At 49.1% G+C, this 25,543-nt stretch carries 18 protein-coding genes and 1 tRNA gene; 8 read left to right on the top strand and 11 right to left on the bottom strand.

All coding sequences use genetic code 11. The features are described 5' to 3' along the window. Positions 1-36 precede the first annotated feature (36 nt). Positions 37-654, bottom strand: coding sequence for a DUF3347 domain-containing protein (locus EPD17_RS12040; RefSeq protein ID WP_165929598.1), 618 nt, complete (start codon positions 652-654; stop codon positions 37-39). Between the two features lie 170 nt (positions 655-824). Here EPD17_RS12040 and EPD17_RS12035 point away from each other — a divergent pair, with 170 nt between their 5' ends. Together EPD17_RS12035 and abc-f are read left to right on the top strand one after the other, a co-directional pair. Further along, complete coding sequence (locus tag EPD17_RS12035; RefSeq protein WP_132054514.1) at positions 825-1,385, top strand: hypothetical protein; 561 nt, start codon at positions 825-827, stop codon at positions 1,383-1,385. A 157-nt stretch (positions 1,386-1,542) separates the two neighbouring features. Further along, the gene (gene abc-f / locus EPD17_RS12030; RefSeq protein ID WP_132054512.1) at positions 1,543-3,495 is read left to right on the top strand and encodes a ribosomal protection-like ABC-F family protein; all 1,953 of its coding nucleotides are present in this window, start codon (positions 1,543-1,545) and stop codon (positions 3,493-3,495) included. A gap of 305 nt (positions 3,496-3,800) precedes the next feature. On the opposite strand, the gene EPD17_RS12025 is transcribed toward abc-f, so the two are convergent. The 3 genes from EPD17_RS12025 to hutH all read right to left on the bottom strand — a co-directional run bounded on the left by EPD17_RS12025 (position 3,801) and on the right by hutH (position 9,108). After that, positions 3,801-4,862, bottom strand: a complete 1,062-nt coding sequence (locus tag EPD17_RS12025; protein WP_132054510.1) for an arginase family protein — start codon at positions 4,860-4,862, stop codon at positions 3,801-3,803. 220 nt (positions 4,863-5,082) lie between these two features. Continuing rightward, positions 5,083-7,311, bottom strand: a complete 2,229-nt coding sequence (locus EPD17_RS12020; RefSeq protein ID WP_132054507.1) for a bifunctional alpha,alpha-trehalose-phosphate synthase (UDP-forming)/trehalose-phosphatase — start codon at positions 7,309-7,311, stop codon at positions 5,083-5,085. A 237-nt stretch (positions 7,312-7,548) separates the two neighbouring features. Continuing rightward, a complete protein-coding gene (gene hutH / locus EPD17_RS12015; protein ID WP_132054505.1) occupies positions 7,549-9,108 on the bottom strand; it encodes a histidine ammonia-lyase in 1,560 nt (519 codons plus the stop codon). A gap of 82 nt (positions 9,109-9,190) precedes the next feature. Between hutH and EPD17_RS12010 the strand changes: the two genes are divergently transcribed. The 3 genes from EPD17_RS12010 to EPD17_RS12000 all read left to right on the top strand — a co-directional run bounded on the left by EPD17_RS12010 (position 9,191) and on the right by EPD17_RS12000 (position 11,814). After that, positions 9,191-10,438 (top strand): nucleoside permease, encoded by a 1,248-nt coding sequence (locus tag EPD17_RS12010; RefSeq protein WP_132054503.1) that lies wholly within the window; start codon positions 9,191-9,193, stop codon positions 10,436-10,438. 62 nt (positions 10,439-10,500) lie between these two features. Continuing rightward, the gene (locus EPD17_RS12005) at positions 10,501-11,694 is read left to right on the top strand and encodes a Gfo/Idh/MocA family protein (RefSeq protein ID WP_132054501.1); all 1,194 of its coding nucleotides are present in this window, start codon (positions 10,501-10,503) and stop codon (positions 11,692-11,694) included. Between the two features lie 46 nt (positions 11,695-11,740). Then, a tRNA-Arg gene (locus tag EPD17_RS12000) sits at positions 11,741-11,814 on the top strand. 165 nt (positions 11,815-11,979) lie between these two features. Here EPD17_RS12000 and EPD17_RS11995 read toward each other — a convergent pair. The 6 genes from EPD17_RS11995 to EPD17_RS11970 all read right to left on the bottom strand — a co-directional run bounded on the left by EPD17_RS11995 (position 11,980) and on the right by EPD17_RS11970 (position 20,388). After that, positions 11,980-12,804 carry a multidrug transporter gene (locus tag EPD17_RS11995; protein WP_132054499.1) on the bottom strand — a complete coding sequence of 275 codons (825 nt, stop codon included), beginning with the start codon at positions 12,802-12,804 and terminating at the stop codon, positions 11,980-11,982. A 389-nt stretch (positions 12,805-13,193) separates the two neighbouring features. Next, entirely contained in the window at positions 13,194-13,967 is a 774-nt protein-coding gene (locus tag EPD17_RS11990; RefSeq protein ID WP_132054497.1) for an oxygenase MpaB family protein, read from the bottom strand. A gap of 142 nt (positions 13,968-14,109) precedes the next feature. Further along, positions 14,110-15,978 (bottom strand): glycoside hydrolase family 13 protein, encoded by a 1,869-nt coding sequence (locus EPD17_RS11985; protein WP_204743147.1) that lies wholly within the window; start codon positions 15,976-15,978, stop codon positions 14,110-14,112. Further along, positions 15,975-17,381: an MFS transporter gene (locus EPD17_RS11980; RefSeq protein ID WP_204743145.1), complete on the bottom strand. Its 1,407-nt coding sequence runs from the start codon at positions 17,379-17,381 to the stop codon at positions 15,975-15,977. Before EPD17_RS11980 ends, EPD17_RS11985 begins: the two co-directional genes overlap by 4 nt. A 287-nt stretch (positions 17,382-17,668) precedes the next feature. Next, positions 17,669-18,940, bottom strand: a complete 1,272-nt coding sequence (locus tag EPD17_RS11975; protein WP_132054495.1) for a glucose-1-phosphate adenylyltransferase — start codon at positions 18,938-18,940, stop codon at positions 17,669-17,671. Next, the gene (locus EPD17_RS11970; protein ID WP_132054493.1) at positions 18,937-20,388 is read right to left on the bottom strand and encodes a glycogen synthase; all 1,452 of its coding nucleotides are present in this window, start codon (positions 20,386-20,388) and stop codon (positions 18,937-18,939) included. The genes EPD17_RS11975 and EPD17_RS11970 overlap by 4 nt, the downstream gene beginning before the upstream one ends. A gap of 169 nt (positions 20,389-20,557) precedes the next feature. Between EPD17_RS11970 and EPD17_RS11965 the strand changes: the two genes are divergently transcribed. Then, positions 20,558-22,294, top strand: coding sequence for an MFS transporter (locus tag EPD17_RS11965; protein WP_240040602.1), 1,737 nt, complete (start codon positions 20,558-20,560; stop codon positions 22,292-22,294). Between the two features lie 47 nt (positions 22,295-22,341). Then, positions 22,342-23,304, top strand: a complete 963-nt coding sequence (locus EPD17_RS11960) for an ROK family protein (RefSeq protein ID WP_204743143.1) — start codon at positions 22,342-22,344, stop codon at positions 23,302-23,304. A 170-nt stretch (positions 23,305-23,474) separates the two neighbouring features. Here the strand turns inward: EPD17_RS11960 and EPD17_RS11955 are convergent, their stop codons facing one another. Beyond that, positions 23,475-24,350, bottom strand: a complete 876-nt coding sequence (locus tag EPD17_RS11955) for a VOC family protein (RefSeq protein ID WP_132054489.1) — start codon at positions 24,348-24,350, stop codon at positions 23,475-23,477. 192 nt (positions 24,351-24,542) lie between these two features. On the opposite strand from EPD17_RS11955, the gene EPD17_RS11950 reads away from it, so the two are divergent. Beyond that, complete coding sequence (locus EPD17_RS11950; RefSeq protein WP_132054487.1) at positions 24,543-25,526, top strand: GlxA family transcriptional regulator; 984 nt, start codon at positions 24,543-24,545, stop codon at positions 25,524-25,526. Positions 25,527-25,543: the final 17 nt, after the last annotated feature.

The raw sequence follows: 25,543 nt of genomic DNA, 5'->3' as shown, positions 1-25,543 counted from the left end.
TTTGTGTACGGTACAACAATGCAAACCCCGATTAGGTTACTGCACTTGGTCGAAAACCAGCGAATCCTTTACCTCGCCGCATTGCAGCATGCCGCTTTTATACCGCGGGTGGTGCAGTCCAAGATACGGGTTGCGGATGTCGGCGGTTTGGCTGATCCAGTTGCCTGTTTCTTCGTCGTTAAACGCCATCGGGCACTCTTGCAGGTACACTTTCGATGCGTCGTATTTTACAGTATGCAGCAGGTTGTACAGGTTGCCGGAAAGTTCGTGGAACGTGCGGCGCTTTGCTTCCAGGCCGGCGGCACTGGCAAATGCAGCGGTTTGGTCTTGTACTGTTTTCAGTTGTGCTTGTGCCGGCGTAAACAGTGCAGAGTCCTGTTGCAGTTCCTGTAAATTCAAATCTGCCAGTCCCTTTTGCAATTTTTCGGTAGCCGGCGCCAATTTGGCCGAATCCCAGGCCACTAATGTTTCGGAAAGCGCATAGTAGGCCTGCAGTACCGAATCAACCGATTGGTTAAATGCAGCGCTGTGCTGGCTTGCTTTTACCGGCTTGACCAAATTAACTTCCTGGTCGGGCTTGGGTTTTGTTTCCCAATAGTACCAGGCAAACACGCCAATAAGCGCCAATACAACCAGTAAAGCAATCTTTTTCATGTGCTGTTCTTTTTGCAAAATTAAACCCGCAGGCATTGCCATAGCCCCTATTGCGCCCCTTTCTTTTTTATCAATCTTCGTGCATTACATTTTTTAAGCAGAACACATTAAATACAGATAATTTTTCCTTTAACAATTACACAACAGGGCTAGGTGGTACTTTAGCCCTGATGCATCGACTGCTGCTTTTTTTATTGGTTTTTTCCACTACTTTTTCGGCTGTTGCACAAATGCCGGATATGCTGAGTGTACGCCGTAAGAATGGCCGTACCATCAAAACGTTTTATGCCGGCAGCACCATTTCATTTATTACTAAATACGGCACACCGATCTCGGGCGGTATAGTAACGATGCGCAACGATTCTATTTATATCCATACCTACAACATTCGCACTGTGCCCACTACGCTGGGTGTAACGATGGTGGATACTTTTGCACGGCGCATTGACCGGGTGCACTACCAGGACATTGGACGGATTGAAGTGTATTCCAGAAAACGCGGCTTTTACGGCCGGCTGGCGGGTTATGCTGCGATCGGCGGCGGAGGCTATATTTTCCTCAATGTTTTTAACGGCCTGATGAATAAGGAACCCGTCACCGCAAAAGAAAACCTGAATACATTGATTGCCCCGGCGGCTACGGCCATTGGCGGCATCGCCGCACGCCAGCTGCTGAAGGGTATATATTTTACAAAAAAGCGTCACCGGATCGTTTACATTTCGCTGAATTAATAGCGCCATTTTGATAAACGCACTGCAGGTGGTGGAAACAACGTCCCTCGAGCAATGTACACTGTCCGGCGCCACAATCCGTTAAGATTTGCGATACCCAGCCCCAAACCCGCCGCCACAATGGGAAACTCTTTAACTTGCGCCTTCAATTTTTCTTATGTTAGCTGGTTTTCAGAATCTGACCTTTGAATTTGGTGCCCGTACCATTGTTCGCGACGCAACCTGGCATATCCATCCGGGCGAACGCATTGGGCTGGTGGGCTACAACGGCACCGGCAAATCGACCCTGCTGAAAGTGCTGGTGGGCGAATACCTGCCCAGCGCCGGCCAGGTGGAGAAAGGCCGTTTTACCACTATTGGTTACCTGCACCAGGACCTACTTTCGTTTGACACCAACGAGTCGATACTGGGTGTGGCCATGCATGCTTTTGACAAAGCGATGGCGCTTGAAAAAGAGCTGGAGCAAATAACAAAGGAACTGGAAACCGATTCATCGGATGAAAAATTGATGCTGTACAGCGAAAAACTCCACGAGTTTGAAGAAGCTGGCGGCTATACGGTGCAGCACCAAACCGAAGAAGTGTTGCAAGGCCTTGGTTTCAGCAATGCCGACCTGCAAAAGCCCTACAAACAATTCAGCGGTGGCTGGCGTATGCGGGTGCTGCTCGCTAAAATGATCTTGCAGGCACCGGACCTCTTGTTGCTCGATGAACCGACCAACCACTTGGATCTTCCGTCGATTGAATGGCTGGAAAAATACCTGCAGCATTATAAAGGCGCTGTGGTGATTGTGAGCCACGACCGCTATTTCATGAACCGCATGGTGAAAAAGATCGTGGAGCTGTACCAGCGTGAATTGCATTTTTATAACGGCAACTACGAGTTTTACGAAGTAGAAAAACAGCAACGTGTTGAGCTGCAGCAACGTGCTTTTGAAAACCAACAGGAATACATTCGCCAGCAGGAACGTTTTATTGAACGCTTTAAGGCTAAAGCCAGCAAGGCTGCGCAGGCACAAAGCGTGATGAAGCGGCTGGATAAATTGGACCGCATCGAAGATGTGACCATTGAACGCCCGGACATACGCATCAACTTTGCCGTGGATAAAACACCGGGCCGTGTGTTGGTGGAGCTAAAGGATGTATCGAAAAATTTTGGCGACCTGCAGATCCTTAATAACACGGGCGCCGAAATAGAACGCGGTGATAAAATTGCGCTGATTGGCGCCAACGGTAAAGGCAAATCAACGCTGTTGCGCATTGTGGCCGGCACCGAGCCGCACCAGGGCAACCGCAAATGGGGACACAATGTAGAAGCGGCTTTTTATGCGCAGCACCAACTGGAATCGCTGAACGTAAACAACACCATTATTGATGAAATGAAAGACGCCGGTTCGAAAAAAACCGAGCTGGAGTTGCGTACCCTGTTGGGTTGTTTTTTGTTTGGCGGCGATGAAGTAGAAAAGAAAATTCGCGTGTTAAGCGGTGGCGAAAAAGCAAGGGTAGCATTGGCCAAAACCATTATTTCGAAGGCCAATTTTATGCTGCTCGATGAACCGACTAACCACCTGGACATACATTCTACCGAATTGTTGGTTGATGCCTTGAACCGGTACGAAGGGTCGTTCCTGCTGGTGAGCCACGACCGTTATTTTATATCGAAAGCAGCCAATAAGATCTGGGAAATTGTTGATGGCGAAATCAAAGAGTTTAAAGGCGGCTATGAAGAATATGTAGCGTGGAAAGAACGCATGGCATCACGTAAAGGTGATGCGGCACCGACTAAGGAAGAGAAAAAGGAAGTGAAAAAACCTGCGCCGCAGCCCGTGGCGCAGCCGGTGAAAAATGTGCCCATTGATAAAGAAGCAAAAAAGGAATTGCAGCGGGTACAACGTAAATTTCAGCAAACAGAGGAAACACTGGCAAAGTTGAACCAGCAAAGAACAGAGTTGGAAGCATCACTTGGCAACTCGAATATTTACGCCAACGCACAATCCTTTGCCCAAGCCGAAGCGGCTTATAAAAAAGCAGTAGCCGATATTGCTATACTGACGAAAGAATACGAGCAGCTGTTTGAGCAGTTGATGGATTTAGAGGAAAAAGCGAAATAGTTTTTGATCGAAATAGAAAAGCGCATCCAATGTTGGGTGCGCTTTTTTTTGAAAAATATTTTAGCACTTGCAAAAAAACATTCACCAACTCCCCACCTGCTTCCGAAATTATGGAGGAGACTGTGTCCCGTTAGAGTTGTCATGCCGAACTTGTTTCGGCATCTCCATTAATTTAAGGACGCTTCGTTAGATGTAGTGATAGTTAAATATCTTTTTTAAAACATTTGCTTTGCAGGAGGTGCCGAAACAAGTTCGGCATGACAACCTCCAATGACAAATGGTGCTTTGTAAATAGCACGTAGCCACTAATCCGCATTCTCCTCAATCGCTTTAATAAAATCAATAACCAAGTAAGCAATCAATTGCCCCACTGCCCCATCACCGCCATTCTGAAAGTTGGCAGCGCCTTCGCAGATATGCAGGTAAGCGGCTTGTGCCGATGACGCAGTAAGCGTAACATATTGGCGGGCTTCTCTGGCACTTATTCCGGCCGGCGATGCGCCGGTGCACAGCAGTCCTTGAACGGCGTCGAGGTCTAATTCCAGACCGGTATAACCTTCGGCCGTAAAGCCGATCGCATCGGCAACAGCCTGTACAAAGGTTCGTTTACCCCGCACGAAAATGTCTTCGAAAGTGATGCAATCCATAAACGGATTGTTGACCATATCTACCCACACGTTTTGCTGCAGGTAGGTTTCCTGCAGTCCAAGCACACAATATTTTTGCAAAAAGCCATCATCTTCGGCATACCTGAACGGGTTATCACTGTGCCTGCCTTCCGCGGGGCCATAGCCTGAATGCGCATCGAGGTTAATGCAATTCAATTGCGGCAGATCCAATTTGCCGGCCTGCTGTAAACCTTTTGCCGCGCCTTTCAGTAATGGATATGCGTTGTTGTGTCCACCTCCAATCACGATCGGGATTTTGCCCGCCTGTACAATGGCTTTTGCCAATCCTTCCACTTCCCCATCTATAGTGTTTACGGCGTGACGAAAGGCGCCGATTTTCTCTTCTTCATTCAGCGCCATTTTATCAATCAGGTCCTGCATGGCCTTGAAGTCAAACGCACCTAGCAACAGAATTTCGTCGCCATCCAAGAAGTCGTTGCTCTGTGCATTTAAAAAAGATTTGAGAAACAGGGGCCATGCCTGGCTCGATCCTGCCAGACCTAGATTTGCCTGAACACCCATATCTTCCGGTATACCAAAAATGACGTACGATGCTGTGCTTTGATCGAGTTCCTTTTGAAGCGTCAAACCCTGCTGCGGCGTTTGCATGGTTTCGCCCAGTTTGGTTTCAAACTTACGTACCTGTGTCAACGCCTGAAGATCGGCTTTTTTATAAAAATTGAAGTGTGTAAGGTTCATGGATATTTCCTTTTAGTGAAGCATACAATGGCTTGCATGCTCCCGAATAAAAAGTTTGCCCAGGAGCATGTTGTTGCTTAAAGGTATTGCCAAATGGCACTTAAAAGGTTAACCAATCACAGGAAAAATAAAATATTTTTCAACCAATTTTTCGTGAGAAATCCACCTTCCTTCTTGGTTTTTCCCACTACAATTTTATGATGCAATAAGCACCAAGCAGTTAATGCTGGTAAGTGTTCCTTGGGGTCCGCGTCACAAGTTGCCGTAGCAACGGCAGCACTTCCATTTGTGCACCCATCGAGTAACGGGCCGCTGTATTACCACGACCAATTTTAATCGTATACGCGTCGTCTTTCAATGCCTTAAACATATCTTCATCGGTTGTATCATCGCCAATGCACAAGGTAAATTCCGGCTTGAACTGGTTAATCAAATTGAGCGCCGTCGATCCTTTGTCAACGCCCAAAAGCCGCACCTCAATTACTTTATTTCCATCAACTACATGCAACGGCGTGTTGGTGGTTAATTGCAGCAGGCTGTTGCGCAGTTCCCGCGACCGGTTGAAACCCAAATCGGGATCGGTGTTGCGGTAATGCCATGCAAGCGTATTCTTTTTTTCTTCGATAAACGAATTGGGGCAACGGTTCACAAATAACTCCAAAATCGGCCTGATCTGCGCCTTCCAATCGTCGGGCTGGGTCACAAGGGTTTGCCATTCGCCACCATGAAAGCGGATACAAGCACCGTGCTCGGCCACCAAGGTTAGCGGCAAATGCCCGAGCCACTCCTGCAGGGTGGTCGCGTCGCGGCCGCTGATGATGATCAGTTCATTTTCTTCCGCAGCAGATAGTGCACTCAATACTTCGAGTAAATCACCGCCCGGCGCAGCCATCGAAGGCAGTCGCACAATAGGCGCCAGTGTGCCATCGTAGTCGAGCATGATGCACCGCTTTTGTGCATTGGCATAATCGTCCAACATCCGGTTGATGGCCAGTGGATCCAACAGGCGGATGCGATTTTTCTCTTGCATTTCTCGGGCCTGTTGCAATTGCGCTAAAAAGTCATGTATCCAGGTTTGCACATTGTACTCCGACAGTCGGCGCTGCATACCCTTAATCCGCGCAAGTTGTTCATGCGGCGGCATGGCCAGTGCCTGCTGAATGGCTGCCATCACTTCGGTAGTGTCGGTTGGGTTTACCTGCAGCGCCTCGGCCAGTTCGCTGGCTGCGCCGGTGAGTTCGCTCAGGATCAGCACACCTTTGTCCTCGCAGCAGGCAACAAATTCTTTTGCCACCAGGTTCATGCCATCGCGGAGTGGCGTGATGAGTGCAATGTCAGCGGTGAGGTATAACGCACATAATTCTTCAAACGAAATATGGTTGTAGCGGTATAAAATGGGTTGCCAGTCGAGGGTAGAAAACCGGCCGTTGATGGTGCTCACCTTTTCTTCGATCTGTCGTTTGCGCTCTACATAAGTTGGGATCAGGTCACGCGAAGGAACAACCGTAAAAACAAACACGATCTTTTGTTGCCATTCGGGATAGGTTTCCAAAAAGCTTTCATACGCGTTCAGCCGGTAGTTTAATCCCTTGGTATAATCCAGCCGGTCGACCGAAAAAATAATCTTCCGATAACCGTATCGCTCCTGTAGCTTGTTCGACAGATCGACTACGCTTTCTTCTTTTACTGTTTTACGGAATTTTTCAAAATCAATACCTATGGGAAACAGGTCCGACTTAATGGTGCGGTTTCCATAATAAATGGTATTGTATTGCGACTCAACCTTGAGTGCCATTTTCACCGAATGGATAAAATGCTGCACATAATCGTGGGTGTGGAAGCCAATCAGATCAGCGCCAAGCAGGCCCTGCAGCAACGCCATTTTCCAATCAGTCGGCATGAGCCGGAATATTTCGTAAGACGGAAATGGAATGTGCAGGAAAAAGCCCAATTGCACGTCCGGTATGGCTTTGCGCACCATTGCGGGCAGCGCCATCAATTGGTAATCGTGTATCCACACTACGTCGCCGGGGCGGTATATTTCTTGTATTTTTTGTGCAAACAGTGCATTGATGCGCATATATGCATCAAACTGGCTGCGTTCGTAGGTAACAATGGAAGGAAAATAATGGAACAGCGGCCACAACGTAGAATTAGAAAATCCGTTGTAAAATTCGTCGTAAGTATCCTTGTCGGTAAATACCGGCTCAATGTTGAACGTGGTGGACAGCCCGCCCTGCTCCAACACTTTGTACCAGTCTTCTTCCGGTGCATCAAATGTGCCTACCCAGATGCGTTCGTCGAACTGCTGCGTTTGGGGATCGTCCTTTTCAAAAAAACTTTTTATTGCCGAAACCAGCCCGCCCGAGCTTTGGCGCAACTGTACTTCATCGCCGTTTCTTTCAATTGAATAAGGAAGCCTGTTGGAAACAATAATCAATCTGTTCATGCGTTCAATCTCCTCTTTTTACATTCGAAAAATTGCGCCACAGGGATCCGGAACTGCATGGTTCGGCAACTACAAAACCGGATGGTGATGGCAAGGGTGTCGGTTGCAAGTTACGGCATTACAATTTGACCGTCTTTGCAACACAGTTGAACGGAGCGTCGCCACTGCAGCATCATAGTTGTATTGCAGTTGGTCTACACAAAAATTTAGCCATTACAAATTGCAGCAACTGGGCATTTATAAAACAAACCCTGCAAAGTTTTTGTTGAGTTCGACATTACTATGTGCTGCTACGGCATTCACCTCGGCCACAAAAGAAAAAGATGCGATGAGCTCCTTGATCTCGGCAACATCAGATGCAAAAACGCGGTCTTCAGTAGCAAACGCAACTTTTTCCCGCACCAGGCTGTGCGCTGCTTCCAACAATTTGCTGCTTTTCAAGGGCCGGCGGAATTCAATGGCCTGGCTTGCGGAAAGCAGTTCGATAGCGAGGATGTATTCGAGGTTATCCAGAATGGTGTTGAGTTTGCGGCCGCTGATGGAGCCCATGCTTACATGGTCTTCCTGCCCCAGCGATGTCGGAATCGAATCCGCAGAAGCGGGAAAACAATGCGTTTTGTTTTCGGTGACCAGCGCGGCTGTGGTGTATTGCGGGATCATAAAGCCACTGTTGATGCCCACATTGTTCATGAGCAGCGTGGGCAAACCCCATTTTCCTTCAAGCAACAGGTAACAACGCCGGTCGGAAATATTGCCCAGTTCGGCAGCGGCAAGGCAAGCATAATCGAGCGGCAGCGCCAAAGGTTGGCCATGAAAATTACCGCCGCTCAGGGTTTCGCCATCGGCAAAAACCAGCGGATTGTCGGTCACCGAATTCAGCTCCGTTTCCACCGTTTCTTTTAGGTGCAGCCATGCGTTGCGGCTGGCGCCATGCACCTGCGGCATGCAGCGCAAGGAATACGGATCCTGCACCCGGCCGCAATCCACATGGCTTTGCATGATGTCTGAATCCTGCAGCAGCATGCGCAATCGCTGCGCGACCAATTGCCCCCCCGAGAAAGGCCGCAGCTGGTGCAGGCGTTCATCAAAGGGCGCCTTGGTACCGGTCAGCGCTTCGAGGCTCATGGCGCCAATGATGTCGGCAGCTTCAAGGCAGTTGTGCATGCGTTGCACGCCGGCCACAGCATGCGCTAAAATAAACTGCGTGCCGTTGATGAGGGCCAGTCCTTCCTTGGGGCCGAGTTGTAACGGCTGCAGCCCAAATATATCCAGCACCCGCTGTGCAGGGTAACGGCTGCCACCATACCACAACTCGCCCAAACCAATCAATGGCAAGAAGAGGTGTGCCAGTGGTGCCAGGTCGCCGGAAGCACCAACACTTCCTTTTTCCGGAACCACAGAAATCACATCATTTTCAATATGCCATTGAATCCGTTGCAGGGTTTGGAGTTGCACGCCGGAATATCCTTTTGCCAGCGCATGCAGCTTGGTAATGAGCATGAGCTTGGAAAGGAAAATCGATATCGGCGCCCCCACTCCTACGCTGTGGCTTTGTAAAATTTTATGTTGCAGCAATTGCGTATCGCTATCAGAAATTTTGGTGTTGGCCAGTGCGCCAAACCCGGTGTTGATGCCGTACACTGTTTGTTGGTCGGCCACAATTTGGGCCACCCTTGCGGCACTTTGCGCAATCGTTTGCTCTGCATTTTCGCTGATGGTACCCTTTACATTTTCCAGTGCAAGTGCCACCGCCGTTTGCACGGTTAAATGCCCTGTTCCGTATTCAAAAGTTTGCATAATCAAAGTGTTGCTTCAAAGTAAATGCTTTGTAGCGATATCGTTTTTGTTTGTAATTTCCTTTGCAAGAACCACTGCACATATGAAACGATCCACCGGCATTTCACTGTCTATCATGATGTTGCTGCAATACTTTATATGGGGCGCATGGTACGTAACCATGAGCACTTATATGAAAGTAAACCTTGGCGCAACCGATGCCCAGATTGGCGCAGCATATGGTGCACTGGCCATTGCCACCATCATCTCGCCTTTTTTTGTGGGCATGATTGCAGACCGGTACTTTGCGGCGCAACGCATCATGGGTGTGTTGCACCTGGTGGGTGCTGCTTTGTTGTATCTCGCCACCATGGTTTCCGATCCTTCCACTTTTTACTGGGTCATTCTTTTTTATTCCTTGTTGTACATGCCCACCATTGCACTGAGCAACAGTGTGGCGTTCAGCCAAATGACCGATCCGGGCAGCCAGTTTCCGTGGATTCGGGTATTCGGCACCGTTGGATGGATTGTTGCGGGTTTGCTGATTGGCGCATTGGTGATTGAAAAAACAGACGCCACATTTTACCTGGCTGCGGCCGCATCGGTGCTGCTGGGAATTTTTTCTTTTATGCTGCCCAATACGCCCCCCAAAGGCCGCTCGGCCGATGCATCCGCATCAGGCGCTTTGGGTGCCGAAGCCTTTGTGTTGCTGCGCAACAGGCCATACCTGATCTTTTTCATTGCTGCTATTTTGGTGTGTATCCCGCTTTCATTTTACTACGGTTTTGCCAACCTGTTTTTAAATGAAGCCGGGATGGAAAATGCCGCATCGAAAATGATCCTCGGCCAGGTTTCCGAAGGGGTTTTTATCCTGGCAATCCCATTTTTGTTTAACCGCATTGGCGTTAAAAACATGCTGTTGCTGGGTATGGTTGCATGGATACTGCGCTATGTTTGTTTTGCCTACGGCGATGCCGGCGCCAACCTCTGGATGCTGTATGCAGGCATCATCCTGCACGGCATTTGCTACGATTTCTTTTTTGTAACCGGATATATGTATACCGAGAAAAAAGCGGGTCCGCAAATCAAAAACGCCGCACAAGGCCTCTTTACATTTGCCACATACGGACTCGGTATGTTCATCGGCACTTATTTCTCCGGCTGGTTCGCCGGCATGTACACGCTGCCACAAATCAATTCATTTACCGGTGAGCAGGGCCACGATTGGAAAAGCATCTGGTACATTCCAGCATTCATAGCTGCAGCGGTGCTCATTTATTTTGTGCTTTTTTTCAAGGAAAAAAAATCGATTCCTGCACCTGCTGCAGCGCCGCCACCAATGCAACAGTAACGCCTTTTATTGTTCGTAAAATGAAGGAGCTATTTTGAATACTTAAAAATCACCATTTCTATATGATTAAAATTGCCATGCTTGGCTCGGGCTTTATCGGCCGCTTTTATGCCGACTCCCTGCAGGGTTACCGCAGCCGCGACAAGATCGTTTCCATTTATTCGCGCCGCGAGGAATCGGCCCGCAAGTTTGCAGAAGATTATGGCGTGGCCCACTGGACCACGGAAATGGAAGAAGCCATTGCACGGCCCGAGGTAGATATTGTTTGTATTTCGTTGCCCAACAACCTGCACGAAGCTGCGGTGATGCTGTGCTGCAAACACAAAAAAGCGGTGATGACCACCAAGCCATTGGGCCGCAATGCTACCGAAGCCAAGCGTATGCTGGAAGCTGTTGAAGCCGCCGGCATTTTTAATGGATACTTGGAAGACTTGGTGTACACACCGAAGTTTCTAAAAGCAATGGGCTCGGTACAAAGCGGTGCACTGGGAAGAATTTTGTGGGCAAAAAGCCGGGAAACGCACCCCGGGCCGCACAGCGATTGGTTTTGGGACCTGGAGCAGGCAGGTGGCGGTTGCATCCTCGACCTCGGTTGCCACTGCGTGGAAATTGCACGCAGCTATATTGGTAAAGACATCAAGCCCGTGGAAGTAATGTGCTGGGCCGATACGCAGGTAAAACCCATCGAGGCCGAAGACCATGCCATTGGGTTGGTAAAATACGAGAACGGCGCCATTGGGCAGTTTGAAGTGAGCTGGACCTTCCGCGGTGGCCTCGACCTGCGCGACGAAGTGATGGGCACCGAAGGCACCATCTGGATCAACAACTTTTTGCGCACTGGTATGGAAATGTTTACAACCGGCAAAGGCGCCGATTACGTTGCGGAAAAAGCGGAAAGCAATACCGGTTGGCTCTTTCCCGTAGGCGACGAACTGAATGAACTTGGTTACAACCATATGTTCATGGATATGTTCGATGCGCTGGAAGCAGGGCGTGCACCGAAGGAAACGTTTTACGATGGCTACGTGGTGAATGCGGTGCTGGATGCGGCTTACCGGTCGGCTAAGAGTAAGTTATGGGAGCCCGTGCAGCTGGAGGTTTGGCGCGGACGGGAGGGCTTATCCAAACCGAGCCAGTACACCGAATGGGATGCAGATCATTACCTGGTGAAAGAAGAAATGACGCACTACGGTGCACGCAAACTGATCCTAAAACATAAAGTTTCCGGCGAGTTTTTGCAGAAAGTGCTGGACTAAAATAGCGTGTTTGTAAGGAATGGCTATATTTGCGGCCTTGCAAACCGGACCGGTAGCTCAGCTGGATAGAGCAACTGCCTTCTAAGCAGTAGGTCATTGGTTCGAATCCAATCCGGTTCACTTTCAACAAAGAAGCCCTTGTAAATGATTATTTACAAGGGCTTCTTTATTTGGTTTGGTTAGCAAAAGATTTTGTGTTGAACTACTGAAACGAAACCTGCATTTGAAAAAAGAAGACATGAAGCTATCTCCAAACCCGCTATGGTTTTCAGCCGGCAGTAAATCCTAAATAGTTTCAATATGCAACTGACGGTAGTGCGTTTTTATATAATCCAGCAGAGCATAAATAAAAATAACAACACCTAACATTTCCAACACTTCCTCAACCGGGTATAAAATTGCATTAGCCAAGGTACCCGAACCATAAGTCACTTGTATATGCGATTCAAAGAATTCAAGAAAGAGTGCAGCAAACACGTACACAAACCCGGAAAGGAAGAACAGCTTTTTTGTTTTCGCCGGCAGCTTCCAGATAAACTTTAAATAGTAAAGCCCCACAGCCAGCGTCAAAGCACTGTACGGCACCATCCATGCCCATTGCAAAAACGCTGGCGGATCCTTAATGTATGTATTGACCTTATCACCCACGAGCCCACCAAAGTTCTCGTGCAACTGGGTCGATTCGTCGATGGAAAGGAAAAGGAACAAAAAGCTTAAAAGCAGCCAATGCGTTTTGCTTTGCCGCTCGTTCCTGTAAATCAAATACAGTAACAGCGCTGCCATCGCAAGCAATAGCGAAGAAAAATAAGTCGGGATGTTTCCGTCGAGTGCTAATGAGAATTGCTGGTACAATGCATCGTAAAAAGCACGGTAGCCGGCATAGTGTGGCCAGCTTTTTAGCTTGTACAGCAAATCATCGGCAACGTGCACAATGAACACATGACAAACGAGTAAAAACAGGGTCGATAAAACAAGCCAGCGGGTGACCCGTTGCGGAGCCAACAAAATTGTTGCAGCGTTATTGTTGAACTGGTATGCAGGGCCCGTTTCGACGATGGCCGCAGCAGATAGGGTTTGCAAACCCGGTTCCTTCTTTACAGACGATTCCATGGGTACTTGTACAAAGTATTGATTAAAAAAGAAACGTCGGGAAAAGGGTGGTTGGAATTTTAAACGCAAAGAAGAAGGGTCAGGCAAACAATTTTACATCTCGAATCGGTTGCCTAACAGCTAAAAAAGGAATAAGCAAATGATTGCCGGATTGCAGTTGTATCAGTACTGATGGTTTTGGCAAGGACGGATTTTGTTCTTTACGTTTTAAAAATCGTTCGGTATAAGAAAGCTGTTGTATCGATAAGTTTAATCGACCAAAAAATAAATTAAATACGAATATGATTACTTGGTAGGTCGGCGCATTTAAAAAGTGCTACTATTTATTTTTATTAGCCGATTAATAAAATCCTTGACTGAGTCGCACTTTCGATATTTTACAGATTAAATTAGGCCTTTCGATCCTTCACCACATTTAATTCGGCTATTTGTTCCCGGTAGGCTGCCGGCAACACAATAGCTTTAATTAACCGGTCCATCCCCACGCTCCTGCTCCACTTGTAAATAGGCACCGCTGGCGCCAGCAGTAAAAAGCGGTTAAACTGCAGCAGGGCTGCAACCCCGTGTGGCACTACCAGTTTTTGCGCTTCAATTAAAACGCGGTAACGTACGCCACCCAGGTGTTTTTTATACTGTAAAAAAAGATCGTCGGTGTATTTGCTGTGTTGCAGGTTTTCAGCCATGTGGGCTTGCCGCACCGGCAGCCAATCCTTGTAATTCGCAGGCAATTCTATTAGCCCCATACGCAACCCCACCCGGTAAAAAACATTGAAGACTTCCTCCTTTTCCGCGTCGCTCAATGGATGCTCCAACAATTCATACGCAGCAATGGAATAATGTATGAGCATAAACAACACATCGCGGTATGCCCATGCCGGAATGACTGCACCACGGGCACTTTCTACCGCACTATGAATATGCCGCATGGTATCGATGGCTTTGTTCGCGTCAGCCAGCGGCGCGAATATGATTTTTCGGGCATACTTCACCGTTGAAAAAAGACGGCCGATGGGGTCAGCAGGCAGTTTTCCTGTAAAATACAACCAGTCCACAGCCTTATTCAACGCAAATTCTGCGGCTGCCCCAGCAAAGATGAACAGCACGGTATCGCTCTTGCCCCATATTTTTCGAACCACCGAATTTTCTGCTACAAATACTTCCATGGCCACGGATTGCTTTGCTTAAAGTTACCACAGCGAGTTTACGCCCATGAAAACAATATGACCAGATACGCAAACTGCATCATACACGGGCAAAAAGAGCCCGGAGCGGTGAGCTCCGGGCTTGGTATTATTGCCGCAATTTTTACTTCAACAGTTCCATTACAAAACTTTCTTTGGGCTTGAGCACAAAATCGGCAAGCGGCCGCACTTCGCCGGTTTGCACGTTGCGCATTTTGGTAAATCCATTAATACGTTCCGCAAAACGGCTAATGGCAACGGTCTTATCTTCCTTACCGGTGTGGCTGATCACCATGACGGTTTGTTCGGGACTGTAGCGGAAGTACGTATACAAGCCATCTTCCGGCACAAACTGCATCAGCTTGCCACGCGTTATGGCCGGCGATGCTTTGCGGAAATTAGCCAGCCGCGAAACAAATTCGTAAGCTGCCTGTTCCTGGCTGTTCCGTCCGCCCTGCTCAAATTTGTTTTCCTTATCGCCAGCCCAGCCGCCCGGAAAGCCACGCCGTACTTCGGCGTCAGAAGGATTTTTAAAATTCTTCATCAAGATTTCGGTGCCGTAGTACAACTGCGGAATGCCGCGCAAAGTCAGCAGCCAGTTGATGCCCATTTTGTATTTATCAAAGTCATCTCCCACAACCGAATAAAAGCGATCGAGGTCGTGGTTGTCGAGGTGGATGCTGTTGCGGGTTGGATCTTTGTACATGATGTCCTGCACCAGCGTGCCGTACACACGGTTTACGCCTTCGGCCCAGCCAAAGGGTTGGTTCAAACCATCGAGCATGGCAAAGTACAGCGGAAAATCGGTGATGCCCTGAACATTGTGCTTGAATGGCAGCGACATCGTGTTTTGTGTGAAATAGGCGCTGCTGGCAACCGTTTGCACCCATGTTTCGCCGAAAACGGTGAGCTTTGGAAATTCGCGCAACAGTTCGGTATTTACGCGGTTCAAAAACTTGGGGTCGCTGTAAAAATAGGTGTCAACACGCCAGCCGTCCAGCTCGAATTCCTGGGTGCTCCAAATGGCATGCTGCACCAGGAAATTGGCCACCAGCGGGTTGTTTTGGTTCAGGTCGGCCATGAACGGTGTAAACCAACCGCTCACCGAAATGGCACTGTCCGCAGCAGAACGATAGGGATCGATCAGCGGCTGTTCTTTGAACGACGTGTTTTGATATTTAGGCCATTGGTTCACCCAATCTTTCGAGGGCATATCAAGGATAAAAAAATGATCGCGGCCCACGTGGTTGTACACCGCATCCTGCACCAGTTTCATGCCGCGGCGCTTTAGTTCCCTGCCCAGCTCTTTATATTTTTCATTGCCACCAAACCGGCGGTCTACCTGGTAATGATTGGTAAATGCATAGCCATGATAGGTGCTGCGCGATGCGCCGCCTTCATCGGTGCGGGCCATATCGTTTTCAACTACAGGCGTCATCCACAGCGCGGTTACGCCAAGACCTTTCAGGTAATCCAGATTGTTGATCACACCCTGCAGGTCGCCGCCATGGCGGTCAAACGGATTGTTGCGGTTGGCCGCGCCATCGCGCATACCGGCAACAATATCGTTCGATGGATCGCCGTTGGCAAACCGATCGGGCATCAACAGGTACACCATATCTGCCTGCGTTACGCCTTTTGCCCATGTGGTACCGTTGCCTGCCGGCTTTGCTTTCAATTCGTAAATCAGCGAACGGTTGCCGCTGCCGCCGGTCATCTTAATGGTCAGTTTGCCCGGCCTGGCCGCTGGCTGAATATTCAGGTCAAGAAAAGCATAGTTCGGATTTTCAACTTTGTGCGTTTTTTCCAACCGCACACCGGGGTAAGCAATGCTGTAGGAAAAATTGCCGGCGCCGGGTTCGTGAATCATCAGTTGCAGCTTGGGGCTTTTCATGCCTACCCACCAATGGGTTGGATACACGCCTTTTTCCTGCGCAAAAACACCAGTTGCCAAACACAGGAGCAACACCAATAGGTACAGTTTGTTGATCATATATACGTTTTAGGGCTTTGTTCCGAATCCATTACATCTGCTACTATTTCCGCTGCCGGTTCATCGGCTGTCTCTTTAACAATTACGTTGAGCAGGCCGGCAATTACCATCGAAATACCGCCGATGACCAGTGCATAGATGCTGGCGCCATCAAAAACATCTTTTACAAAAAAGCCCAGGATGCCTGCCGCTACAATTTGCGGGATAACGATAAAGAAATTAAACACGCCCATGTAAAAACCCATTCTGCTTGGCGGCAATGCACCGGCCAGCATGGCATAGGGCATGGTGAGTGTGGAGGCCCAAGCCAGTCCAACAAAAGCCATCGGCACCAGCAGCATATTGGCATCCTTAATAAAATAAATGGAGACCAAACCAACGCCGCCAATGATGAGGGCCAGCATATGCGTGTATTTGCGGCCGATGCGTGCTGCGAGCATGGGCAACAGGAACGCAAAAATTGCGGAGATGCCATTGTACACCATGAACATCACGCCCACCCAGTCGCCGGCATCCTGGTACGCTTTGGTGGTCGTATCGGTAGTTCCGTAGGCGTTTTGCGCCACGCCGGCAGTGGTGTAGATCCACATAGAAAAAAAGGCTACCCAAGTAAAAAATTGCACGACGGCCAGTTGCACCATGGTTTTGGGCATGGTGCCAATGCCATGCACAATTTCCGCTATGCCCTTGCCGAAACCGCTAGAGCGGGCTTTTTCTGCCTCAAACTCTTGCATGTTCTCGGGTGGGTATTCTTTGGAGGTAAACACTGTCCACATAACGGCTGCAAGGAATACTACACCGCCAATATAAAAGGAGTATTTAACCGAGTCGGGGATGATGCCTTCCGGCGCCGTATTGCTGATGCCAAACCAGTTGGTAAAAATATACGGCAGCAGCGAAGCCACTACTGCGCCAATGCCGATGAAAAATGTTTGAAATGCAAAACCCGTGGTGCGTTGCGAAGCCGGCAATTTATCACCCACAAAAGCCCGAAACGGCTCCATGGAAATATTGATGGAAGCATCGAGCACCCAAAGCAACAGCGCGGCCATGAGCAGCACAGGCGAGTTGGGCATTAAAAAAAGAGAAATGGAAGCCAATATGGCACCGATGAAAAAGAACGGCCGGCGCCTGCCCCAGTACGGGTGCCAGGTGCGGTCGCTAAGGTAACCAATGATGGGTTGCACCAGCAAACCCGTTACCGGCGCAGCAATCCACAAAAACGCGATCTCATCGATCTCGGCACCAAGGGTTTGAAAAATGCGGCTGACGTTTGCATTTTGCAGGGCAAAACCAAACTGTATACCCAAAAAACCAAAGCTCATATTCCAGAGCTGCGAGAAACTGAGTCGGGGGCGATGCGGCGTTACCGGGTGGGTTGTTTTTGCGGAAACATCGGGCATGACAATCGTAGTTTTGAGGGCTTGAAGATAGTGTATCTGTTACACATTAATGCAAATATGGGGAAAACAAATTTGCTGCGACATGAGTTTTAGCATGCGGAGTACTGGGCTTTTTCGAACCACGAAGGCACGAAGATGGGAAGGTGCACAAAGATTTTTTCGGGAACCTCCATGTACCAATCTGTCGGTAGTGCCTCGGTGGTACAAATCTTTTACCGACAATAAAAAACCGCAAGGCCGAAAGCATTTGCTCCGAACCTTGCGGTGAAATATAAATTGCGCTATTCTTATCCGATGGTGAAACCGTTGGGCAGGATGGATCCTTTTTTCACAACCACAATACCATCTTTAATGGTATACAACGGCGTGTCGGCGTCGGCCAGGTGTTTGCCACCAATGATTTTTACGTCATCTCCAATGCGGCAATCTTTATCGATAATGGCCCGCTCAATGTAGCAACGGTTGCCGATACCCAGTAGCGGCGTGCCGGTGCGTTTGGCTTCTTCGATCTGGTCGAGGGTTTCAAAAAAGTCGTTACCCATGAGGTAAGTATGCACCATGGTAGTGCCATAGCCAATGCGGGAACGGATACCAATAACCGAAGATTCGATCTTCGAGGCATTGATGATCGATGCTTCAGCAATCAGCGTATGGTCGAGTGTGGTGCCGCTGATTTTTGCCGGAGGCAGCAGGCGCGGACGGGTAAATACAGCATGCTGGCTGCTGAACAGGTTAAACTCCGGCAGGTCTTTGGTGAGTGCCAGGTTGGCTTCAAAAAACGCGGAAATGTTCCCGATGTCTTCCCAGTAACCTTCGTACTGGTAGGAAGCGATGCGGTATTTGGCAATGGACTGCGGAATGATTTCCTTGCCAAAATCTGCCGCGTCTTTTTTCTCGTGCTGCAACATATCAAACAGCAACTGCCGGTTGAAAATGTAAATGCCCATTGAGGCGAGGTACACTTTTCCTTTCGACTGCATTTCGGCACCGGTATCGCTTACCCACTCTTCAAGCCCAGTTTTTGGTTTTTCTATAAAAGAAGTAACCATGCCGTCCTCTGTTTTCAATATCCCAAACTCCGACGCTTCTTTTTGCGCCACGGGAATGGTTGCCAAAGTAATATCAGCATTGGCTGCCTTGTGGGCTGCCAGCATTTCTGCAAAATCAATTTGGTACAATTGGTCGCCGGAAAGAATCAGCACATATTCGGAATCAAACGGCTCGATGTGGCGCAAGCACTGGCGCACCGCATCGGCGGTACCAAGGAACCAGGCCGGGTTATCGGGTGTTTGCTCGGCGGCCAGGATATCAACAAAGGCCGATGAAAAAGCACTGAAGTGATAGGTGTTCTTGATATGCCGATTAAGTGAAGCCGAGTTGTACATGGTGAGTACAAACATCCGCCGGATCTCGGAATTGAGGCAGTTGGAAATGGGTATGTCTACCAACCGGTACTTACCGGCAATCGGAACGGCAGGTTTGGAGCGTGTTGCTGTCAGGGGAAACAATCGTGTGCCGGCGCCACCGCCCAGGATCACGGACAGAATTTCATTATTCATATGTCTGTACTTGGTTGATTTGGTTGATAAACAAGGGTTGATTCATATAAGTTGATATAAGTAATGGCGGATGTTTCCCAACTGTGATCGATCTGCATCATATAACTGCGCATCCAGCCAAACAGGTCGGGCTTATTGTAATACAGGTCTTGGGCACGCCCCAACGAATACACAATATCGTCTACGCTTGCCCGGTCGAAGCGGATACCAAATCCCTGCCAATCCCCAAAATCTTTTACGGTATCGCGCAGGCCGCCGGTGCTGCGCACCATGGGCACTGTGCCGTAGCGCAGTGCATACAGCTGGTTGAGGCCGCAGGGCTCTACCCTGCTGGGCATCAGCAAAAAGTCGGCCCCGGCATACATCTGGTGCGCCAGCGCTTCGTTGTAGCCAATAAATGTATTGACAAAGCCGCCAAACTGGTCGCGGAGGTAATTGAGCCGCACCTCAACCTGAGGTTCGCCGGAACCCAAAATAAGATAAGATGCCCCGGTTTGCTGTTGGTAAATAGCATTGCGGATGGCATCGGGCAACAGATCGGCTGCTTTTTCGCCCACCAGCCGGCCAATGAATACGATCAGCGGCTTGTCGGGATCGAGGCCAAAACGCTGGCAGAGCTCCTTTTTATTTTTACGCTTGCCTTCTTTCGCTGTTTCCGCATCGAAGTTTTTATGAAGCAATGGATCGGTAGCCGGGTCCCATACTTCGTTGTCGATACCATTTAAGATGCCGGTGCATTTGCCCCGCTCATATTCAAAAAGTGCTTCGAGGCCATTGGCGCCGTAGCGCAGTTCTTCCATGTACGAGGGGCTCACTGTATTTACCTTCCACGCACATTTTACCGCCGATGCCAACGAGTTGATGGTGCCGCCCCATTCCAGCATGCCTGTCTTCCAATCATCATAATGTGGCAGCAGGTGGGCTTTGTCCCAGCCAATCCAGCCCTGGTATTCGGCATTGTGTATGGTAAATATGGAAGGCACACCGGCCAGCCGGTTAAAGGCGTAGGTGTGTTTTATAAAAAATGGAATAAGGCCGGTATGGTGGTCGTGACAATGAATGATATCGGGTTGGTGCTGCCATTGCACCAGCCAGTCGCATACCGCCAGTTGAAAAGAAAGAAAGCGCTCCAGGTCATCGGCATAGCCGTAAACCTTTTCACGGTCGAGCAGGCCGTTGATGTCAACGAGGTACAGGTCGAACCCAAGCTTGTTGGTTTGCTCCCTGATGATGCTGTAATGAAACCACTGGCTGCCCAGGTACTGGCCGCCTTCGTGTACCAGTTCCCAATCATTATCGAATAAAAACTTGGTGCGGTACATGGGCATTACAACCTTGGCCGAATGCCCCAGCAAATTTTGATACTTGGGTAAAGCACCCACTACATCTCCGAGCCCGCCTGCCTTTGCTACCGGGTAGCATTCGGCAGAAACATGAATTATCTCCATAGTTTATTCTTTCAACCGGCAGTCAAGATAACTAAGAAAACACAATTACCGCCCAACACTAATCAACAATGCGCAGGTCGTTTTGCACAAGGTGTTCAAGTTAGTTTTTTCGTGAACAATTTCTCTTTACTTTGACGGAATTTTAGAGCCTTTTGCAAAAAACAATACTATGTCGCAACAATCAAAAGCTGATGCTAATGAACACGTTAACCCGCACGGCGCGGTTGACCTTGATTTTGACAATTCGGAGGGTGCCACAGCATCGGCGGCAACGGGGCAAACCAACTGGAGCCAGTTTGGTGTATTGATCTCGGTGTTCTTTTTCTGGGGTTTTGTTGCGGCGTCCAATTCCATCTTCATCCCGTTTTGTAAAGAATATTTCAACCTCGACCAGATCCAATCGCAACTGATCGGCTCTGCATTTTACGGTGCTTATTTTTATGGTTCGCTGGCGCTGTACCTTGCCTCCTATCTTTCGGGCACTGATATCTTAAATAAGATCGGCTATAAAAAAGGAATCATTTACGGCCTGCTTATTTCAATGGTGGGCGCTATTGCACTGGCTTATATTTCGGGTTCGGGCAATGCCACGTTCCCGATGATCCTCGTGGCTTTTTTTATTATAGCACTTGGCTTTTCGCTACAACAAACCTCTGCACAACCATTTGCCGCTTCGCTTGGATCGCCTGAAACCGGTGCGCACCGCCTCAACATGGCCGGTGGCGTTAACTCGTTTGGAACCCTGCTGGGACCATTGATTGTTTCGTTCCTGCTTTTTGGCGCAGCCAATAGCACCGGCACCGAAGCCGATGTAAGCTCCATTCAAACGCTTTATTTTTTCCTCGCCGGCCTGTTCATTTTTGCAGCCATTGTATTTAGCCTAGCAAAACTGCCCAAAACAACTTCCAACGAAAAGCTGGAGCGCAGCCCCAAAGCCTTGCAGGTGCTGGTGTTGATCGGGCTGGTGTTTTTGCCGGTGTTGTTTGCCGAATCGATCAAAGAAAATACAGGCATCCAGAAGTCATACATCATCATCGGCAGCCTGCTTGTTATCCTCGGCCTCCTTTTTGGCTCGATGTTGTTGGCAAAACGCAACCCAAGCGGTTGGGGCGCTATGTCGTACCCGCAATTGGTGTTGGGCATGATCGCCATTTTTGTGTATGTGGGTGTGGAAGTAACGGTGGACAACAATTTTGGCGCCCTGCTGAAACGCCCTGAGTTTGGCGGTTTTGATGAAAGCGAAATGTCGCACCTTATTGCCTTGTACTGGGGTAGTTTGATGATCGGCCGCTGGACCGGTGCCATCTCGGTGTTCAACGTTTCCAAACAAACAAAGAAGACACTGACAATCGTAGTGCCGTTTATTGCGTTTGCCGTTATCGTATTGGCAAATATTGTAAAAGGCAGCCCTATCGGCGATTACAAGTACTACCCCATTTTTATTGTGTTCCTGATCGCTGCTAACCTGTATGCACAGGAACGGCCCATCACTTTGTTGTTGTCGGTGTCGGTATTGGGTGCACTATTTATATTGGTTTCGCTGTTATCTACCGGTATGGTTGCCAACTACTGCATCATTGCCACTGGCCTGTGCTGCAGCGTAATGTGGCCCTGCATTTTTGCACTAGCCATCACTGGCCTGGGCAAATACACCAGCCAGGCATCGGCATTTCTTATTACAATGATCCTTGGCGGTGCCATTATTCCACCGGCACAGGGCGCCATCATCGACCTCGACGCTGTTACTGCCAATGCAGAAGGCATCACCACCGGCCCCTACACACACTTGTCATACATTGTGCCCCTGCTTTGCTTTGCTTACCTGGCCTGGCATACCATTAAAACAAGATCGGTGCTGAAGGCGCAAGGACTGGATGTGGACCAACAGGTTTCCGGTGCACACTAATATTGTAGATAAATAAGTTCATTAATTGCAAAACATAAATAATCAGAATGGCTGACAGCACCCAGAAGTTTGCATTTGGTGTAGACATTGGCGGCACCAATACCAAATATGGTTTGGTAAACCACCGAGGCGAAATCACCCACAAGGGCGATCTGCCCACCAATAAATACGAACAGGTTTCCGACTTTGTTGAAGCCTTGTACAATGCCCTGAAACCTGCCATCGATGATGTGGGTTTTGACAACATTAAAGGCATTGGTGTGGGCGCACCCAACGGCAACTATTACACCGGCACCATCGATTATGCACCTAACCTGCACTGGCGTGATATTGTGCCGCTGGCACAACTGGTGACTGATAAGTTCAATCTTCCTTGTTGGCTCACCAACGACGCTAATGCTGCTGCGGTTGGCGAAATGATGTATGGCGCAGCCCGTGGTATGAAAGATTTTATCATGATCACATTGGGTACTGGCGTAGGCAGCGGTATTGTTGCCAATGGCCACCTTATCTATGGGCACGATGGTTTTGCAGGAGAGCTCGGCCACACTGTTATTCGCCCCGGCGGCAGGCCACACTGGTCCACCGATTTGGACGGGTCCTTGGAAGCCTATGCATCCGCTACCGGCATTGTGCTGACCGCAAAAGAGCTGCTGGAAAAAAGCCCGAAAGAAAGCAGCATGCGCCAATACAGCGGCGAAGAACTAAACTCAAAAATCGTGTATGAATGTGCCATGGCCGGTGATGAACTGGCTCAGGAAGCATACCGATTTACCGGGCAAATATTGGGTGAGGCTTTGGCTAATTTTATTATGTTCTCGTCGCCGCAAGCCATCATTTTGTTTGGCGGCGTTATCAAGGCCGGCGACCTATTATTGAAGCCTACCCGCGAACATATGGAGCGCAACCTGTTGCCGATATTCCAAAACAAAGTTCAACTCCTCTTTTCCGAACTGGCCGAAGCCGACGCCGCGATCCTGGGCGCCAGCGCACTGGTCTGGGAAAACTAAAACGGTTTTAATTTGTATATAAAAAAACTCCGGAGCAAAGTGCTGCCGGAGTTTTTTATAACTGCAAATGCTTTTTCATTCCTAATCAATGAGGCCGACGAAAAATCGATCACCGCTGATCTGGAATCACCTTTGCAGAATCATTTTTACTAAATGCCATACTTGTTTTATTAAGCAGGAACTGCTGCAGTTTCAGCCAGCGACCGGACGATCTGCAGTGCTTTTTGCCAGGAACTTTCCATATGCTTTTTGTATTCGTCGATCACATCCACTTCAATGCTAAGTTGTGTGCCATCACCATTATTTTCGGCACGGTAAATCTCCCTTGCGCCGCGCCACCGCTCCGATTGCGGGTGGTCTGGCACTTCTTCATTATTGTGCAGAACGCTTTCATGGACAAATGAAATGATCGTTCCAGGTTGGTGCGCCAATACCTTGCTCACCATTCCGTCGCCTTCGGGCGTTTTAAAATATACGGTGCCTCCTTCGCTCCAATCTCCTTCGGCAAACGAGCCCGGGTGAAAAGCGGCTGTCCATTGCCGGTAGTAATGGTCTTCCAACAGTACTTCCCAAACTTTTTCCCGCGGTGCACTGATCTGCACCGAGAAATGCATGGTTTCAAATTTTGGCTTGCTTGCGTTTGCTGCAGCATTCAACGCCCAGCGAACACCAAATTTATCTTTCAGGTTGCCAAACAGGTCGCCCCAAAACTGACGCTGCACCGGCTCGGTAACTGATCCGCCTTCTGATAATTGTTCAAACAACTGGTGGATCTCGTCTTCAGTACAACTGTAGGATAGCGAGAAATTGTTTCCTGCTATCCAGCCTTCCGGGCAGCACATATCGGAGCCCATCAGGAGTATTCCGTTTTTGCCGGTTAGCACGGCATGCACCACTTGGTCCTGCATGCTGTCGGGAAACTGTTCGGCAATTGGCGATTCCGCCACTGTTTGGATTTCCGTTGTGGCGCCCAGGCAATGCGCATAAAAAGCAAACGCTTCGCGGCACCGGCCGTTGAAATTGAGGTAAGGGGTGATCTGGTTCATATCGTTGCAATTTGGGTTTGAGGTTTAGAAAAAAAGTGTGTTAGCAGCGGCCGAGCAGGTTCAAAAATTTTGGTTGGCCTGATCGTTTGGATTTGTCCATACAAACTTAGCCTCCATATTCCGGCACAGTGGTGTGCAAAAACGACATTTTCGAGGGTTGATTCCGACACTGTTTTGCGTTAACTTGGTGAAATGAAGCATGTTTCCATAGTAGTGCCGCAGGGGCATTTCAGCCTGGTCAATGTTGAAGGTTCGCACCAGGTTTTATCTTGGGTAAACCAATTGTTGGAGCAAGCCGGTGAGCCGCCACTGTTCGATATTCAACTGGTGGGCATTGCGCCAAATACTACGCAAACGAGCGGATTGTTTACCATCCACCCCGACGTGCTCCTGGAGGATGTGGTGCGCACCGATCTGATCATTTTACCTGCTGTGATGGGCCCGCTGCCCGAAGCGCTGCAGCAGAATAGTGCGATCATTCCATGGCTGGTGCAGCAATACAAGGCAGGTGCGGAAATCGTGGCGTTTTGCATCGGCACTTTCTTGCTGGCGTCCACCGGACTGCTCGATGGCAGGCAATGCGCTACCCATTGGTTTTATGCAAATGAATTTCGCAAAATGTTTCCGCAGGCGCACCTGCTCGACGACCGCATACTTACTGAATCGGACGGCATTTATACCAGTGGCGGCGCCTACTCATTTACCAACCTCCTCATTTACCTCGTAGAAAAATTTGCCGGACGGGAAATAGCCATCCGCACCGCCAAAACGTTTATGATCGATATCGACCGCAGCAGCCAGTCGCCGTTTATTATGTTCAGCGGGCAAAAAGCCCACGACGATGCGGCGGTACTACAGGCACAGGCTTATATTGAACAACACCTCGATGAAAAGATCAGCGTGGAAAGCCTGGCCGATAAACTGGGCGTGGGCCGCCGCACATTTGAGCGGCGCTTTAAAAAAGCAACGGCCAATACTGTGGCCGAATATATTCAGCGGGTAAAAATGGAAGCTGCTAAAAAGGCACTGGAATCAAGCCGCAAAAATGTAGCGGAAGCTATGTACGAAGTGGGTTACACCGATAATAAAGCGTTCAGGGATGTGTTTAAAAAAGTCACCGGCATGTCGCCCTTTGCTTACCGCCACAAATACCGGAAAGCTGCAGTGGTGGCTTAATTAGCAGTAAAATAAGG

The sequence above is a fragment of the Pseudocnuella soli genome, from assembly GCF_004347775.1.
Lineage (GTDB): Bacteria > Bacteroidota > Bacteroidia > Chitinophagales > Chitinophagaceae > Flavisolibacter > Flavisolibacter aquaticus.
The sequence above is the reverse complement of the archived record's forward strand: the minus strand, read 5'-3'. Positions and strand labels throughout refer to the sequence as shown.

Bases quoted from the DNA above. Each gene is read 5' to 3' on its own strand.
- EPD17_RS12040 (WP_165929598.1), bottom strand. From the start codon at position 654: ATGAAAAAGATTGCTTTACTGGTTGTATTGGCGCTTATTGGCGTGTTT.
- EPD17_RS12035 (WP_132054514.1), top strand. From the start codon at position 825: ATGCATCGACTGCTGCTTTTTTTATTGGTTTTTTCCACTACTTTTTCG.
- abc-f (WP_132054512.1), top strand. From the start codon at position 1,543: ATGTTAGCTGGTTTTCAGAATCTGACCTTTGAATTTGGTGCCCGTACC.
- EPD17_RS12025 (WP_132054510.1), bottom strand. From the start codon at position 4,862: ATGAACCTTACACACTTCAATTTTTATAAAAAAGCCGATCTTCAGGCG.
- EPD17_RS12020 (WP_132054507.1), bottom strand. From the start codon at position 7,311: ATGAACAGATTGATTATTGTTTCCAACAGGCTTCCTTATTCAATTGAA.
- hutH (WP_132054505.1), bottom strand. From the start codon at position 9,108: ATGCAAACTTTTGAATACGGAACAGGGCATTTAACCGTGCAAACGGCG.
- EPD17_RS12010 (WP_132054503.1), top strand. From the start codon at position 9,191: ATGAAACGATCCACCGGCATTTCACTGTCTATCATGATGTTGCTGCAA.
- EPD17_RS12005 (WP_132054501.1), top strand. From the start codon at position 10,501: ATGATTAAAATTGCCATGCTTGGCTCGGGCTTTATCGGCCGCTTTTAT.
- EPD17_RS11995 (WP_132054499.1), bottom strand. From the start codon at position 12,804: ATGGAATCGTCTGTAAAGAAGGAACCGGGTTTGCAAACCCTATCTGCT.
- EPD17_RS11990 (WP_132054497.1), bottom strand. From the start codon at position 13,967: ATGGAAGTATTTGTAGCAGAAAATTCGGTGGTTCGAAAAATATGGGGC.
- EPD17_RS11985 (WP_204743147.1), bottom strand. From the start codon at position 15,978: ATGATCAACAAACTGTACCTATTGGTGTTGCTCCTGTGTTTGGCAACT.
- EPD17_RS11980 (WP_204743145.1), bottom strand. From the start codon at position 17,381: ATGCCCGATGTTTCCGCAAAAACAACCCACCCGGTAACGCCGCATCGC.
- EPD17_RS11975 (WP_132054495.1), bottom strand. From the start codon at position 18,940: ATGAATAATGAAATTCTGTCCGTGATCCTGGGCGGTGGCGCCGGCACA.
- EPD17_RS11970 (WP_132054493.1), bottom strand. From the start codon at position 20,388: ATGGAGATAATTCATGTTTCTGCCGAATGCTACCCGGTAGCAAAGGCA.
- EPD17_RS11965 (WP_240040602.1), top strand. From the start codon at position 20,558: ATGTCGCAACAATCAAAAGCTGATGCTAATGAACACGTTAACCCGCAC.
- EPD17_RS11960 (WP_204743143.1), top strand. From the start codon at position 22,342: ATGGCTGACAGCACCCAGAAGTTTGCATTTGGTGTAGACATTGGCGGC.
- EPD17_RS11955 (WP_132054489.1), bottom strand. From the start codon at position 24,350: ATGAACCAGATCACCCCTTACCTCAATTTCAACGGCCGGTGCCGCGAA.
- EPD17_RS11950 (WP_132054487.1), top strand. From the start codon at position 24,543: ATGAAGCATGTTTCCATAGTAGTGCCGCAGGGGCATTTCAGCCTGGTC.